Genomic DNA, 13,907 nt, shown 5'->3' on the forward strand with positions numbered 1-13,907 from the left:
AAGAGCGTGCAAACGTTCCGAAAGAATGTGCAAAATCCGGAACAATCCGCAAAAATTTTGCACATTATTTCAGAATCCATCTGAAATAATTTGAAAAAGTGATTCTGAAATAATGTGCTAATTTACAGTAACTTTAAAGGAAGGCGGATCACTCCGCCTTTTTGCATGGATTTACGCACTGGAGATAATTTTGCACAAATTTTGCACAACACAAAAGAATGTGTCGCTCAAACATTGAAATATCAATGCTTTAGGTATATGGTTATCATCCTGCCGAGGCAAAACAGCCGCCTAGGCGGCTGTTTTTCTTTTAGATCAGCAGCGGACGCGCCGCTTTCCTCGAGAGGGTTCCCAAATCAAGGGCTCGGGCGGGGCATTGGGTTTTTTCGTCTGAACAGGCGCCGGTTCGGGCGGTCGCCAAGGCCGCTTTCCGCCGTCAAAAATTTCTCCTACCCCCTCCCGCTCCCGTTGTGTACAATAAAAGAAAGGGGGGGCGTGACGATGAGGGCGGAGTTATGGCAAGAGCAGCGGCTGCAGTTGTCGCTGACAAAGGAACTTGTGCAGGCGATTGAACTGTTGCAATATTCCGCAGTGGATTTGGAAGCGTTTTTATATGAACAGTCGCTGGAAAACCCGTTTTTGGAAATTCGCCGCACCCGGGTGCGGCAACGGCCAAGCCGGACAGAAAGAGACCAAAAGCAATGGCTCGAGAACATTGGCGCCCGCGCAGAGACACTTGTTGGCCATTTGCTTTCTCAGCTGCCTGCGTTGAAGCTGGCCGATCGGGAAGAGCGCATCGTCCGTTATCTCATTGCCTCGCTCGATGAGGATGGCTATTTGCGCGTGCCGCTTGCCGAGCTGGCGGCGCGGTTTTCCGCATCGGAACAAGAGATGGAACGGGGGCTGCGCCTTGTGCAGTCGCTCGACCCGCCGGGAGTCGGCGCCCGCGATTTGGCGGAATGCCTCTTGCTGCAACTTGAACGTCTTCCTGAGCGCGACGAGCTGGCGGAGATGATCGTCCGCTACCATTTTGTCCCCTTTGCGGAAAAGTCGTGGAAAACGCTGGCCAAGCAGCTTGGCGTCAGCCTTGGCGAACTGCAACGCGTCTTCGAGCTCATTCGCACACTCGAGCCGCGGCCAGGCATTCACTATTCGAGCGAAACACCGCCTTTGGTGGTGCCGGATGTCATCGTCGTCCGCGGGGCGGAAGGGGACTGGATGGCCGCCTATAATGATGACATCCATCCGGAGCTCGAATGGAATCGGGAGTACGAGCGGCGCATCGCTGCATCCGGCGACCGGCATGCCGAACAGTTTATCAAAGAAAAATATCGGCAGTTTACATGGCTCGCGAAAAGTTTGGAGCAACGGAAACAGACGCTTCTCCATTTGACGGCCGTCATCATCGACCGCCAGCGCTCGTGTTTGGAGTTTGGGCTTTCGGCGCTCAAGCCGATGACGATGCGCGAGGTGGCCGAGGAGCTCGGCGTTCATGAATCGACGGTGAGCCGCGCGGTCCGGCATAAATATGTGCAAACGCCGTTTGGCACCGTGGAGTTGCGCCGTTTCTTTTCAAACGCCGCGACGGCCGCAGGGGATGAAGCGGCATCGTCCGCCCGCGTGAAAGCGATCATTGAGGCCCTTATTTCCGAGGAAGATCGGCGGGCGCCGCTGTCTGACCAACAGCTTGCTGATTTGCTTCGCGATCGGCACGGCATCGCCATTTCGCGCCGCACAGTCGCCAAATACCGCGAGCAGCTGCGCATCCCGTCTTCGGCAAAGCGGAGGCAATATATCGGCCTGCCGTAACGGGCGGCCAATCGAAACGGCAACTGCTGTAGAAAGAGAGGAAGAAATGAATGCATATCCGATTGTATACGAAAACCAATTGCCCGCTCTGCGACAAAGCGAAAGCCGTTTTGACGGAGCTGCGGGCGGACTATTCGTTTACGCTGGAAGAAATTGATATTTACAAAGATGATGAACTGCTGGAAAAATATCAGCTGATGATCCCGGTTGTGGAATTGGATGGCGAAGAAATCGGCTGGGGAGCGATTGAAAAAGAAGCGGTGAGAAAACGGTTGCGGCGGGCGCAAAACAGTTGAACGGCTATCGTCCTCCTGCTATAATGAAAATGGCGCGGGAGGAATTTTTTATGGCACTGCGGGACATAATATGTCATACCGGGACATAAGATGTCCCTATATTCAATCGAGGAGAAAGGATCCATGCAGCCGTTATTGGAGGCACAAAAAAAATTATTGCCTGACTTGCTTGACGTTATGCAAAAACGATATCAAATTTTGCACTCCATTTCGCTTATGGCGCCGATCGGGCGGCGGGCGCTGGCGGCGAGCCTCGGCATGAGTGAGCGGGTTCTCCGGTCGGAAACAGAATTTTTGAAAGGACAAAACTTGCTTTCCGCCGATGTGTCGGGCATGCGGTTGACGGAGGAAGGCCAGGCGCTCCTTCATACGCTCAATGATTTGATGCGGGAAGCGCTCGGACTCAAAGAGCTGGAAGCCGCGCTGCAGGAACAGCTCGGCATTCCGCGGGTGATTGTCGTTGCCGGGGATAGCGACCGTTCCCCTTGGGTAAAAAAAGAAATGGGTAGAGCGTGTGTCGCCTGCATGAAGGAGCTGCTTGAGCCCGGGGACATCGTCGCCGTGGCCGGCGGAACGACGATGGCGGCGGTCGCGGAGATGATGACGCCGGATTCGAAGCTTCGCGATGTGTTGTTCGTGCCGGCGCGTGGCGGCCTTGGCGAAGATGTCGAGAATCAGGCGAACACGATTTGTGCGAAAATGGCGGAAAAAGCGATGGGCCGCTATCGGTTGCTGCACGTGCCTGACCAGCTGAGCGATGAAGCGTACGCGTCGCTTGTCGAAGAGCCGGCGGTGAAAGAAGTGCTTGAGCTCATCCAATCATGCCGCATGGTCGTCCATGGCATCGGTGAAGCGGTGACGATGGCGAAACGGCGGCGGACGCCGCCTTCGGAGATGGAAAACATCATCGCCCGCCATGCCGTCGCCGAGGCGTTCGGCTACTATTTCAACGAGTACGGCGACGTCGTCCATAAAGTGAAAACAGTCGGCATTCAACTTGAACACCTCCCGCATGTCGAGCATGTCATCGCCGTCGCCGGAGGGGCGTCGAAGGCGAAAGCCATTCGCGCGTACATGAAACGGGCGCCGCACTCGCTATTGGTGACGGACGAAGGAGCCGCAAAAGCGTTCGTAGGGGAGTAATCTCCCTTGCTGATACAATCCAATCGCAAGGAGGAAAATAAGATGGCAGTCAAAGTGGGAATCAACGGATTTGGCCGCATCGGACGCAACGTCTTCCGCGCGGCATTGAAAAACCCGGACATTGAAGTGGTGGCGGTGAACGATTTAACCGATGCCAACACGCTTGCTCATTTGTTGAAGTACGACTCTGTCCATGGCCGTCTGGATGCCGAAGTGTCCGTCAACGGCAACAACTTGGTCGTCAACGGCAAAGAAATCATCGTCAAAGCGGAACGCGACCCGGCCAACTTGGCATGGGGCGAAATCGGCGTTGACATCGTCGTCGAATCGACCGGCCGCTTCACGAAACGCGAAGATGCGGCGAAGCATTTGGAAGCCGGCGCGAAAAAAGTGATCATTTCCGCCCCGGCGAAAAACGAAGACATTACGATCGTCATGGGCGTCAACCAAGACAAATACGACCCGAAAAGCCACCATGTTATCTCGAACGCGTCGTGCACGACGAACTGCTTGGCGCCGTTTGCGAAAGTGCTGCATGAACAATTCGGCATCGTCCGCGGCATGATGACGACCGTTCACTCGTACACGAACGACCAACAAATTTTGGACTTGCCGCACAAAGATTTGCGCCGGGCCCGCGCCGCGGCCGAATCGATCATTCCGACGACGACCGGGGCGGCGAAAGCTGTTGCGCTTGTCTTGCCGGAATTGAAAGGAAAGTTGAACGGCATGGCGATGCGCGTGCCGACGCCGAACGTATCCGTTGTTGACTTGGTGGCGGAATTGGAAAAAGAAGTGACGGTCGAAGAAGTGAATGCCGCATTGAAAGCGGCGGCCGAAGGCGAATTGAAAGGCATTTTGGCTTACAGCGAAGAACCGCTCGTCTCGCGCGACTACAACGGCAATCCGGCTTCGTCGACGATCGACGCGTTGTCGACAATGGTCATTGAAGGCAAAATGGTGAAAGTCGTTTCCTGGTACGACAACGAAACCGGCTATTCGCACCGCGTCGTCGACTTGGCGGCGTACATCGCGTCGAAAGGGCTGTAAAACCAGCTTGGCGTTGAGTTTTCCGCCTGTTCAAGTCTATAATAGGAAAATGGAGGGGAGCGGGGAAATGATCCCCACTCCTTTTCCTTTTCCAACACCATCGTTGAAGGGGGCTGGAACGATGAACAAGAAGACGGTTCGCGACGTTGATGTCAAAGGGAAGCGCGTCTTCTGCCGCGTTGATTTCAACGTGCCGATGGAAGAAGGCGCGATCACTGATGACACACGCATTCGCGCCGCACTCCCGACGATCCGCTATTTGATCGAGCACGGGGCGAAAGTCATTTTGGCGAGCCACCTCGGCCGCCCGAAAGGAAAAGTGGTCGAAGAATTGCGTTTGGATGCCGTTGCGAAGCGGCTCGGCGAGCTGCTTGAACGGCCGGTCGCCAAAACGAATGAAGCGGTCGGCGATGAGGTGAAAGCGGCGGTCGACCGTTTGAACGAAGGCGATGTGCTCTTGCTTGAGAACGTCCGTTTTTACCCTGGCGAAGAGAAAAATGATCCCGAGCTCGCCAAAGCGTTTGCGGAGCTTGCGGATCTATATGTCAACGATGCGTTCGGCGCCGCCCATCGCGCCCATGCGTCGACGGAAGGCATCGCCCATTACTTGCCGGCGGTGGCCGGATTTTTGATGGAAAAAGAACTCGAAGTGCTTGGCAAGGCGCTTTCGAATCCGGACCGCCCGTTTACAGCGATCATCGGCGGCGCGAAAGTGAAAGACAAAATCGGCGTCATCGACAATTTGCTTGAAAAAGTCGACAACTTGATCATCGGCGGCGGACTGGCGTACACGTTCGTCAAAGCGCTTGGGCATGATGTCGGCAAGTCGCTGCTTGAAGAAGATAAAATCGAACTGGCGAAATCGTTTATGGAAAAAGCAAAAGAAAAAGGCGTCCGTTTTTATATGCCGGTGGACGTGGTCGTCGCCGACCGGTTTGCGAACGACGCCAACACGAAAGTCGTGCCGATTGACGCGATTCCAGCCGATTGGGAGGCGCTTGACATCGGTCCGAAAACGCGCGAATTGTACCGCGATGTCATTCGCGAGTCGAAGCTCGTTGTCTGGAACGGCCCGATGGGCGTCTTTGAAATGGAGGCGTTCGCGCACGGGACGAGAGCGGTCGCTGAAGCATTGGCGGAAGCTGCCGATACATACTCGGTCATTGGCGGCGGGGATTCGGCGGCGGCGGTTGAGAAATTCGGCTTAGCCGACAAAATGGATCATATTTCCACCGGCGGCGGCGCGTCGCTTGAGTTTATGGAAGGAAAACAGCTGCCGGGTGTCGTCGCGCTCGAAGACAAATGACCCACGGCGCCGGATTTGGCGCATGGCGGCTGACGCCGCCCAGCGAAAGGAAGGGTGAACGATGAGAAAACCGATCATTGCAGGCAACTGGAAAATGCATAAAACATTAGCGGAAGCGGTTCAATTTGTCGAGAACGTAAAAGGGCTCGTGCCGCCGGCCGATGAAGTCGATTCCATCGTTTGCGCGCCGTTTCTCTTTTTGGATCGGCTGGTGCAAGCGGCAGACGGCACGAATTTAAAAATCGGGGCGCAAAACATGCATTTTGCCGACCAAGGGGCGTACACCGGCGAAGTGAGCCCGGTCATGCTGAAAGACCTCGGCGTCACGTACGTCATCCTCGGCCATTCGGAGCGCCGGCAGATGTTTGCGGAGACGGATGAGACCGTCAATAAAAAAGTATTGGCGGCTTTCACCCGTGGGCTTGTGCCGATTGTTTGCTGCGGGGAAACGATCGAGGAGCGGGAAGCCGGGCAGACGAATGCGGTCGTCGCTTCACAAGTGGAAAAAGCGCTCGCCGGCTTGACGCCGGATCAAGTGAAGCAAGCGGTCATCGCTTACGAGCCGATTTGGGCGATCGGCACGGGGAAGTCGTCGACGGCGGAAGATGCGAACGACGTGTGCGGCCATATTCGTTCGGTCGTCTCGCGCCTGTTTGGCCCGGAAGCGGCGGAAGCGATCCGCATCCAATACGGCGGCAGCGTCAAACCGGACAACATCCGCGACTTTTTGGCGCAAGAACAGATCGACGGCGCCTTAGTCGGCGGGGCGAGCTTGGAGCCGGCTTCATTCTTGCAATTGGTGGAGGCGGGGCGCCATGAGTAAACGACCGGTTGCGCTCATCATTTTGGACGGGTTTGCGCTGCGCGAGGAAACGTACGGCAATGCGGTTGCCCAAGCTCACAAGCCCAATTTTGACCGCTATTGGAACGAATACCCGCACACAACGCTCAAGGCATGCGGCGAGGCGGTCGGGCTTCCGGAAGGGCAGATGGGCAACTCCGAGGTCGGACACTTGAACATCGGCGCCGGGCGCATTGTATACCAAAGCTTAACGCGGGTCAACATTGCCATCCGCGAAGGCGAGTTTGACCGGAATGAAACGTTTTTGGCAGCGATGAACCATGTGAAAGAGCATGGGACAAGCTTGCATTTGTTTGGTCTGCTGTCCGACGGCGGGGTGCACAGCCATATTCACCATTTGTACGCCCTCTTGCGCTTAGCGGCGAAAGAAGGCGTGAAGCGCGTGTACATCCACGGCTTTTTGGACGGCCGCGACGTCGGCCCGCAAACGGCGCCGCAATACATCAAAGAACTGCAGGAAAAAATCAAGGAGTACGGCGTCGGCGAAATCGCGACGTTGTCGGGCCGCTACTACTCGATGGACCGCGACAAGCGGTGGGACCGCGTCGAGAAGGCGTACCGGGCGATGGTGTACGGCGAAGGCCCGACGTACCGCGATCCGCTTGAGTGCATCGAAGATTCGTACCAACACGGCATTTACGACGAGTTCGTCCTGCCGTCGGTCATCGTCCGCGAAGACGGCCGGCCGGTGGCGACGATTCAAGACAACGACGCGATTATTTTCTACAACTTCCGCCCCGACCGGGCGATTCAAATTTCGAACACGTTTACGAATGAAGATTTTCGCGAATTTGACCGCGGCCCGAAACATCCGAAGCATTTGTTCTTTGTCTGCTTGACCCATTTCAGCGAAACGGTGAAAGGGTATGTGGCGTTCAAGCCGACGAACTTGGACAACACGCTCGGGGAAGTGCTGTCGCAGCACGGCTTGCGCCAGCTGCGCATCGCCGAGACCGAAAAATACCCGCACGTGACGTTTTTCATCAGCGGCGGCCGCGAAGAGAAATTTCCAGGCGAAGACCGGATTTTGATCAACTCGCCGAAAGTGGCGACGTACGACCTGAAACCGGAAATGAGCGCCTATGAAGTGACAGACGCGCTGCTGAAAGAGATTGCAGCTGACAAGTACGACGCGATCATCTTGAACTACGCCAACCCGGATATGGTCGGCCACTCGGGCAAGCTTGAGCCGACGATCAAGGCGGTGGAAGCCGTGGACGAATGCCTCGGCAAAGTCGTCGACGCCATTTTGGCCAAAGGCGGCATCGCCATCATCACCGCCGACCACGGCAACGCCGATGAAGTGCTGACGCCGGACGGCAAGCCGCAAACGGCGCATACAACGAATCCGGTGCCGGTGATCGTGACGAAAAAAGGCATCAAGCTGAGAGACGGCGGCATTTTAGGAGATTTGGCGCCGACGATGCTTGATTTGCTCGGTTTGCCGCAGCCGAACGAAATGACAGGGAAATCGTTGATTGTCAAATAACGATACGAAGGAAAAGGAGTGTGTGTTCATGTCTGCGATTATTGATGTTTACGCCCGCGAAGTGCTCGATTCGCGCGGCAACCCAACCGTAGAAGTGGAAGTGTATACAGAAGAAGGCGGTTTCGGCCGCGCCCTGGTGCCAAGCGGCGCCTCGACTGGGGAATATGAAGCAGTCGAACTGCGCGACGGCGACAAAAACCGCTACCTCGGCAAAGGGGTGTTAAAAGCGGTCGAAAACGTCAACGAAGTGATCGCTCCGGAAATCATCGGCCTTGAAGTGACCGACCAAGTGGCGATCGACCGCGCGTTGATTGAGCTTGACGGCACGGAAAACAAAAGCAAACTTGGCGCCAACGCCATTTTGGGCGTCTCGCTCGCCGTGGCCCGCGCGGCAGCGGACGAGCTTGGCCTGCCGCTGTACCAATACTTAGGCGGCTTTAACGCCAAAACGCTGCCGGTGCCGATGATGAACATTTTAAACGGCGGCGCGCATGCGGACAACAACGTCGACATTCAAGAATTTATGATCATGCCGGTCGGCGCGGAAAGCTTCCGCGAAGCGCTGCGCATGGGGGCGGAAATTTTCCACAGCTTAAAAGCGGTGCTGAAAGCGAAAGGCTACAACACCGCCGTCGGCGATGAAGGCGGCTTCGCCCCGAACTTGAAATCGAACGAAGAAGCGCTGCAAACGATCATCGAAGCGATCGAAAAAGCCGGCTACAAACCGGGCGAACAAGTGATGCTCGCCATGGACGTTGCTTCATCCGAGCTGTACAACAAAGAAGACGGCAAATATCATTTGGAAGGCGAAGGCGTTGTCAAAACGTCCGAAGAAATGGTCGCTTGGTATGAAGAACTTGTCTCGAAATACCCGATCATCTCGATCGAAGACGGGCTCGATGAAAACGACTGGGAAGGCCATAAACTGCTGACCGAGCGGCTCGGCAAAAAAGTGCAGCTTGTCGGCGACGACTTGTTCGTCACGAACACGAAAAAACTGGCCGAAGGCATTGAAAAAGGCGTCGGCAACTCGATTTTGATCAAAGTGAACCAAATCGGCACGCTGACGGAAACGTTTGACGCCATCGAAATGGCGAAACGCGCCGGCTACACCGCTGTCGTCTCGCACCGCTCCGGCGAAACGGAAGACAGCACGATCGCGGACATCGCCGTCGCCACCAACGCCGGCCAAATCAAAACGGGCGCGCCGTCGCGCACCGACCGCGTCGCGAAATACAACCAGCTGCTCCGCATTGAAGATGAACTCGGCCACACGGCCATTTACCAAGGCATCCGTTCGTTTTACAATTTGAAAAAATAACCGATAACAGAATCATTACAGGCACCTTTCGGCTGTTTGCCAAGAAAGGTGCCTTTTTTTGCGGCGGGCGAGGATAGCAAAGGGTCGCGTCAAAAGCGCGTTATGAAGACTCCACATAGACCATCCCCTTGAGTATCGGAGGGATGTTCAAGGATGGAGTCGCCCTTGACCAACACCCGACAAAGGTGGGAAAGAATCGTCAAGGGCGGTGGAGACAAAAAGAAGGCAATCGTTTTCCCATATTACACCCATTACATACACAGTGATTGAATATTGGGTCTTAGGGATTTCAAACAAATCGGCGAATCATTTGGGCAACAAGCTTGTCACTTCTTTGTTCTGGTAAAGTTCTTTTTCATCTTCCGTACAACAATCAATACACTTAACTATTTTGAGAAGATCAATTTTGATTTGATTATATTTTTTAATTTTCTTTCAAATATTTCCCATGATTTCACTCTCATACTTAAACAATCACATCTTTGTCTCTAGAAGGCCGGTGAAAAACGAGGATACTTGAGAAATCGACGAAGCTGAATGAGAAACAAAAGCACGTTTTATCAAGGTTTCTGAATTTGAGAAAATATAGGTTTTACCTCGTTGCTAAGTAAATCACCGGGCTCCTAGAGATAAGTTGAAATTCCTTTTGAAGCTTCTTACTTCTTGTTTGTAGAAGAGCTTAAAAAACCAATGGGGACTGATAAAATAATGGAAGGTGAAATCGCACCCGAAGCCTGGTATGAGGGATGCTTAGTTTCCTATGGTTCTGGTAATGAAAAATATTGTTACCAAAATTACTTTGGAGCCAAGTGTAGAAGTGGAACACCAATTAACGCATTAGACCGATGCTGCCAAGCTCACGATCGTTGTTGGGCTAATTTTGGGAAAGGAGACGATGGTTGCGATTACGAATGATATCTCTGTGCATACGCTACTTATGATCCGGGCTGGTGGATGGTTGCCGAGTTTGGATTATTGTGCTCGCAAGGAAAATTAGGTAGCATTTTCTAAATGTTTTTATGAAAAGAGAAGGTCTATTCCAACCTTCTCTTTTCGTGCTCTTATCCTCCCATAACACGGGCTAAATAATAATAAAAACTCCAAAGACCTAAAGAACTAAGGCTACTTAACAAGACAGCAAGCGATAAAAATAGGTTGGCATTGGATTCCTTTCTATAACGAACTAGAAACATAATGGACAGGATGATACCAGCAACGAAAAAGGGTAGCCATACCAGCCATAAAGAACCGAAGGGGAACCCGGTATCTATGAGGTAACCCACTATAAAAACAAGATTGATAAATAAAATTACAGGAAGAATTATTTTCTTCATTTACACTTTCACCTTTTACTGGAAAATGGATTGAACAAAATCTTTTATATAATTTTAACAAAATACAGAAAGGTTTTAAATAGTTTTTTTATCTGTAGATGAGTATTTTTCATTATAATAATTTCCATGTCATAAGAGGTAAACAGGGTACTCCTTAGGCGACATGGAGCTGTTTTTTGATCGCATCAATGGGAATATCTTGCTTCGCAGCGTTATCAATGAACTCGACGATGCTGTGGCCTTTCCGCGATCGAAGCAACTCCAGCCCAGCGGAAAGGGTTTGTTGGGATTCGGCAATGCTGTACACGCAGGCTAAAGCACCACTGCCCCATACCGTTTCACCGTGACTTAAACAAAATGTTTTTGGCGTGATCGCGCCTCGAATCATCTCCTTCATGGTGTTCACTGCTTCGGCTGCGGCTATCTTTACTTTTGTACATGGGCGAGGCATCTCTCTTTTCGAAGCGGCATGAACACCTCTCATGCGGGCGCAAAACGATAGACGTGGGTGAGGTGGTGGTTTATACTATTTTTGAATCATTTGAATATTCAGGAGTGATAAAGATGGAACAAACCGTTGTTGAAACAAAGTACGGTCGGTTGCGCGGGGGAACAAATGAAGGGGTTTTCTATTGGAAAGGGATTCCGTACGCGAAAGCGCCGGTCGGCGAGCGCCGGTTTCTGCCGCCGGAGCCGCCCGATGCGTGGGATGGGGTGCGTGAGGCGGCCGCGTTTGGCCCCGTGGTCATGCAGCCGTCGGATCCGATTTTCAGCGGATTGCTCGGGCGGATGAGCGAGCCGCCGAGCGAAGACGGGCTGTACTTGAACATTTGGTCGCCGGCGGCGGATGGGAAGAAGCGCCCGGTGTTGTTTTGGATTCATGGCGGCGCCTTTTTGTTCGGCTCGGGTTCTTCGCCGTGGTATGACGGGACGGCGTTTGCGAAACACGGCGATGTCGTCGTCGTAACGATCAACTACCGAATGAACGTGTTTGGCTTTTTGCATCTCGGTGATTCGTTCGGCGAAGCGTACGCGCAAGCCGGGAATCTCGGCATTTTGGACCAAGTGGCGGCGCTGCGCTGGGTGAAGGAGAACATTGCGGCGTTTGGCGGTGATCCGGACAATGTGACGATTTTCGGTGAATCGGCGGGAGCGGCGAGCGTCGGCGTGCTGTTGTCGCTTCCGGAGGCGAAGGGGCTGTTTCGGCGCGCCATGTTGCAAAGCGGTTCGGGATCGCTTCTTCTCCGTTCGCCGGAGACCGCGATGGCGATGACCGAACGCATTCTTGATAAGGCTGGCATCCGTCTGGGCGACCGCGAACGGCTGTTGTCGATTCCTGCCGAGGAGCTGCTGCGGGCGGCGCTGTCGCTCGGTTCAGGGGTCATGTACGGTCCGGTGGTGGATGGCCGCGTATTGCGCCGCCATCCGATTGAAGCGCTCCGCGACGGGGCGGCCAGCGGCATTCCGATTCTCATCGGCGTGACGAAAGACGAGTACAACTTGTTTACCTTGACGGATCCGTCATGGACAAAGCTTGGCGAAAAGGAACTTCTTGACCGAATCAACCGGGAAGTCGGGCTGGTGCCAGAAGAGGCCATCCGCTATTACAAAGAAACGGCGGAGCCGTCGGCGCCTACTTGGCAAACGTGGCTTCGCATCATGACGTACCGCGTATTTGTCGAGGGGATGCTGCGGACGGCGGACGCCCAAGCGGCGCAAGGGGCGGATGTGTACATGTACCGCTTTGACTATGAGACGCCGGTGTTCGGCGGCCAGCTGAAAGCATGCCACGCGCTCGAGCTGCCGTTTGTGTTTCACAATCTCCATCAGCCGGGCGTCGCGAATTTCGTCGGCAACCGGCCGGAGCGCGAGGCGATCGCCAACGAAATGCATTATGCCTGGCTTTCGTTCGCCCGCACCGGAGACCCGAACGGTGCTCACTTGCCGGAAGCGTGGCCGGCGTATACGAGCGAGCGCAAGGCGGCCTTTGTCTTTTCGGCCGCCAGCCATGTCGAAGATGATCCGTTTGGCCGCGAGCGTGCGGCATGGCAAGGACGCTAGAAGATTTGATTCGTGAGGGAGCACCGCCGTCTGCGGAAAAATGGAGCTTCGGCCTCTCTCCGCTAAACCAACAAAGGAACGGCCAACCGCCGTTCCTTTTTATTCGTTCGCCCCTCGGGAAGGAAGCCCGAACTGTTCCGCCAGCGCCGGGTCGCGGTCGATGGCCTCGATGAGCTTGCGCATGACGTTGATGTCAAACGTAAAGTTCGCCCCGATCGGCGAGGTGACGAAAATTTTCCCTTCCTTTGCCTCGCGCGCCCGTTTGAATTGATAGCCGTCAATCGCGATGACGACTCGTTCGTCCGGTCTTGCCATTGAAGTCCCTCCAGTCGTTGCCGATTTGCTTTCTATTGTAACGCATTTCGGCGGTGGACGACAATGATCATACCGCATCCGATTCATCCTATTTCGCGCAGGAGACTCCCACTTCAACGACCAAAGGGAGTAAGTGGGAGAGGAATGCGCGTTCCCCTTTTCTTTTGTGTATGATATAATAAAGGCGTGGAGAAAACCGTTTAATAAAGGCACTCCAATAACTGCTACTCGATGTATGGAGTTGGTTACAGGAAACGTTGTAACCGTAAAACATCGAGCGTAGATCCGTCTGTTGTGTGTGGAAGCCAAGTACTGCCAACAGACACACCGAGAGAATCGGTAACGATGCAGGCATGACCTGCGTCGTTGGGTAGTTGTCAACCTGCCCTGATGCAACCCCAAGTCAAGGAAGGAGGACGAAGTCCGCTTGTACTTCTGGGGAGTTGCAAGCCCCCACTTCAAGCGTTAGCTAAGTGGGGGTAGTTGACGGAGCGTCAAGCAGATGGAGGATGAAACGTTCTTTCATCTCTGCCAAAGAGAAGAGGGAGCGAATGTTTGCGCCCCCTTTGCCATTCCGTTGAATGGATGAGAAAGGCAAGGAGTTGTCGCCTTTTCTTCAGCATCGTTTCATTCGTTCGCGGCTCCATCGATGTGGTCAAGTCAGATATGTGGCGATTTTAGCCAGGCATTCGTCAATGATTTCGTCGATTTCCTCTATTTGCGCATCTTCTCGATTGTATTTTTTTAAAATTTTTAGATGACGAGCTTTCCAATCCAATGATTTGATTTGGTCGGGTGAACTACCCCCACTTAATTTTCTAGCGAAAATTTGAAGTGGGGGCTTCCAAAGAAGTTTGACTGCTTCAAGCAATCCTTATTCTTTGAGGCGTGTCCACTTCGCCGCTAGAGCATAAGACACTC

11 protein-coding genes and 1 pseudogene are annotated in these 13,907 nt (G+C 53.7%); 9 read left to right on the plus strand and 3 right to left on the minus strand.

What is annotated here, in order from left to right; genetic code table 11:
* Positions 1 to 501 precede the first annotated feature (501 nt).
* The 8 genes from rpoN to eno all read left to right on the plus strand — a co-directional run bounded on the left by rpoN (position 502) and on the right by eno (position 9,276).
* A complete protein-coding gene (gene rpoN / locus ETC02_RS14840) occupies positions 502 to 1,809 on the plus strand; it encodes an RNA polymerase factor sigma-54 (RefSeq protein WP_021321636.1) in 1,308 nt (435 codons plus the stop codon).
* Positions 1,810 to 1,859: 50 nt separating this feature from the next.
* Positions 1,860 to 2,105, plus strand: a complete 246-nt coding sequence (locus ETC02_RS14845; protein WP_014196719.1) for a glutaredoxin family protein — start codon at positions 1,860 to 1,862, stop codon at positions 2,103 to 2,105.
* Positions 2,106 to 2,228: 123 nt separating this feature from the next.
* Positions 2,229 to 3,248, plus strand: a complete 1,020-nt coding sequence (locus ETC02_RS14850; protein WP_063210640.1) for a sugar-binding transcriptional regulator — start codon at positions 2,229 to 2,231, stop codon at positions 3,246 to 3,248.
* Positions 3,249 to 3,290: 42 nt separating this feature from the next.
* The gene (gene gap, locus ETC02_RS14855) at positions 3,291 to 4,298 is read left to right on the plus strand and encodes a type I glyceraldehyde-3-phosphate dehydrogenase (RefSeq protein WP_033012085.1); all 1,008 of its coding nucleotides are present in this window, start codon (positions 3,291 to 3,293) and stop codon (positions 4,296 to 4,298) included.
* A 121-nt stretch (positions 4,299 to 4,419) separates the two neighbouring features.
* Positions 4,420 to 5,604, plus strand: coding sequence for a phosphoglycerate kinase (locus ETC02_RS14860; RefSeq protein WP_033012087.1), 1,185 nt, complete (start codon positions 4,420 to 4,422; stop codon positions 5,602 to 5,604).
* A gap of 61 nt (positions 5,605 to 5,665) precedes the next feature.
* The gene (gene tpiA, locus ETC02_RS14865; RefSeq protein WP_033012090.1) at positions 5,666 to 6,427 is read left to right on the plus strand and encodes a triose-phosphate isomerase; all 762 of its coding nucleotides are present in this window, start codon (positions 5,666 to 5,668) and stop codon (positions 6,425 to 6,427) included.
* Positions 6,420 to 7,955 carry a 2,3-bisphosphoglycerate-independent phosphoglycerate mutase gene (gene gpmI, locus ETC02_RS14870; RefSeq protein ID WP_033012091.1) on the plus strand — a complete coding sequence of 512 codons (1,536 nt, stop codon included), beginning with the start codon at positions 6,420 to 6,422 and terminating at the stop codon, positions 7,953 to 7,955. Before tpiA ends, gpmI begins: the two co-directional genes overlap by 8 nt.
* 28 nt (positions 7,956 to 7,983) lie before the next feature.
* Positions 7,984 to 9,276, plus strand: coding sequence for a phosphopyruvate hydratase (gene eno, locus ETC02_RS14875; protein ID WP_033012093.1), 1,293 nt, complete (start codon positions 7,984 to 7,986; stop codon positions 9,274 to 9,276).
* A gap of 1,061 nt (positions 9,277 to 10,337) precedes the next feature.
* Here the strand turns inward: eno and ETC02_RS14880 are convergent.
* The gene (locus tag ETC02_RS14880; protein ID WP_029761341.1) at positions 10,338 to 10,610 is read right to left on the minus strand and encodes a hypothetical protein; all 273 of its coding nucleotides are present in this window, start codon (positions 10,608 to 10,610) and stop codon (positions 10,338 to 10,340) included.
* A gap of 154 nt (positions 10,611 to 10,764) precedes the next feature.
* A pseudogene (locus ETC02_RS14885) lies at positions 10,765 to 10,941 on the minus strand (IS701 family transposase); the annotation flags it as partial.
* A gap of 233 nt (positions 10,942 to 11,174) precedes the next feature.
* On the opposite strand from ETC02_RS14885, the gene ETC02_RS14890 reads away from it, so the two are divergent.
* A complete protein-coding gene (locus ETC02_RS14890) occupies positions 11,175 to 12,671 on the plus strand; it encodes a carboxylesterase/lipase family protein (protein ID WP_063210638.1) in 1,497 nt (498 codons plus the stop codon).
* Between the two features lie 99 nt (positions 12,672 to 12,770).
* On the opposite strand, the gene ETC02_RS14895 is transcribed toward ETC02_RS14890, so the two are convergent.
* The gene (locus tag ETC02_RS14895; protein ID WP_033015115.1) at positions 12,771 to 12,986 is read right to left on the minus strand and encodes a hypothetical protein; all 216 of its coding nucleotides are present in this window, start codon (positions 12,984 to 12,986) and stop codon (positions 12,771 to 12,773) included.
* Between the last annotated feature and the right edge of the window lie 921 nt (positions 12,987 to 13,907).

This window comes from Geobacillus sp. DSP4a, from assembly GCF_013096875.1.
Taxonomy (GTDB): Bacteria; Bacillota; Bacilli; order Bacillales; family Anoxybacillaceae; genus Geobacillus; species Geobacillus thermophilus.

Bases quoted from the DNA above. Each gene is read 5' to 3' on its own strand.
- ETC02_RS14850 (WP_063210640.1), top strand. From the start codon at position 2,229: ATGCAGCCGTTATTGGAGGCACAAAAAAAATTATTGCCTGACTTGCTT.
- eno (WP_033012093.1), top strand. From the start codon at position 7,984: ATGTCTGCGATTATTGATGTTTACGCCCGCGAAGTGCTCGATTCGCGC.
- rpoN (WP_021321636.1), top strand. From the start codon at position 502: ATGAGGGCGGAGTTATGGCAAGAGCAGCGGCTGCAGTTGTCGCTGACA.
- ETC02_RS14860 (WP_033012087.1), top strand. From the start codon at position 4,420: ATGAACAAGAAGACGGTTCGCGACGTTGATGTCAAAGGGAAGCGCGTC.
- ETC02_RS14890 (WP_063210638.1), top strand. From the start codon at position 11,175: ATGGAACAAACCGTTGTTGAAACAAAGTACGGTCGGTTGCGCGGGGGA.
- tpiA (WP_033012090.1), top strand. From the start codon at position 5,666: ATGAGAAAACCGATCATTGCAGGCAACTGGAAAATGCATAAAACATTA.
- gpmI (WP_033012091.1), top strand. From the start codon at position 6,420: ATGAGTAAACGACCGGTTGCGCTCATCATTTTGGACGGGTTTGCGCTG.
- ETC02_RS14880 (WP_029761341.1), bottom strand. From the start codon at position 10,610: ATGAAGAAAATAATTCTTCCTGTAATTTTATTTATCAATCTTGTTTTT.
- ETC02_RS14845 (WP_014196719.1), top strand. From the start codon at position 1,860: ATGCATATCCGATTGTATACGAAAACCAATTGCCCGCTCTGCGACAAA.
- gap (WP_033012085.1), top strand. From the start codon at position 3,291: ATGGCAGTCAAAGTGGGAATCAACGGATTTGGCCGCATCGGACGCAAC.
- ETC02_RS14895 (WP_033015115.1), bottom strand. From the start codon at position 12,986: ATGGCAAGACCGGACGAACGAGTCGTCATCGCGATTGACGGCTATCAA.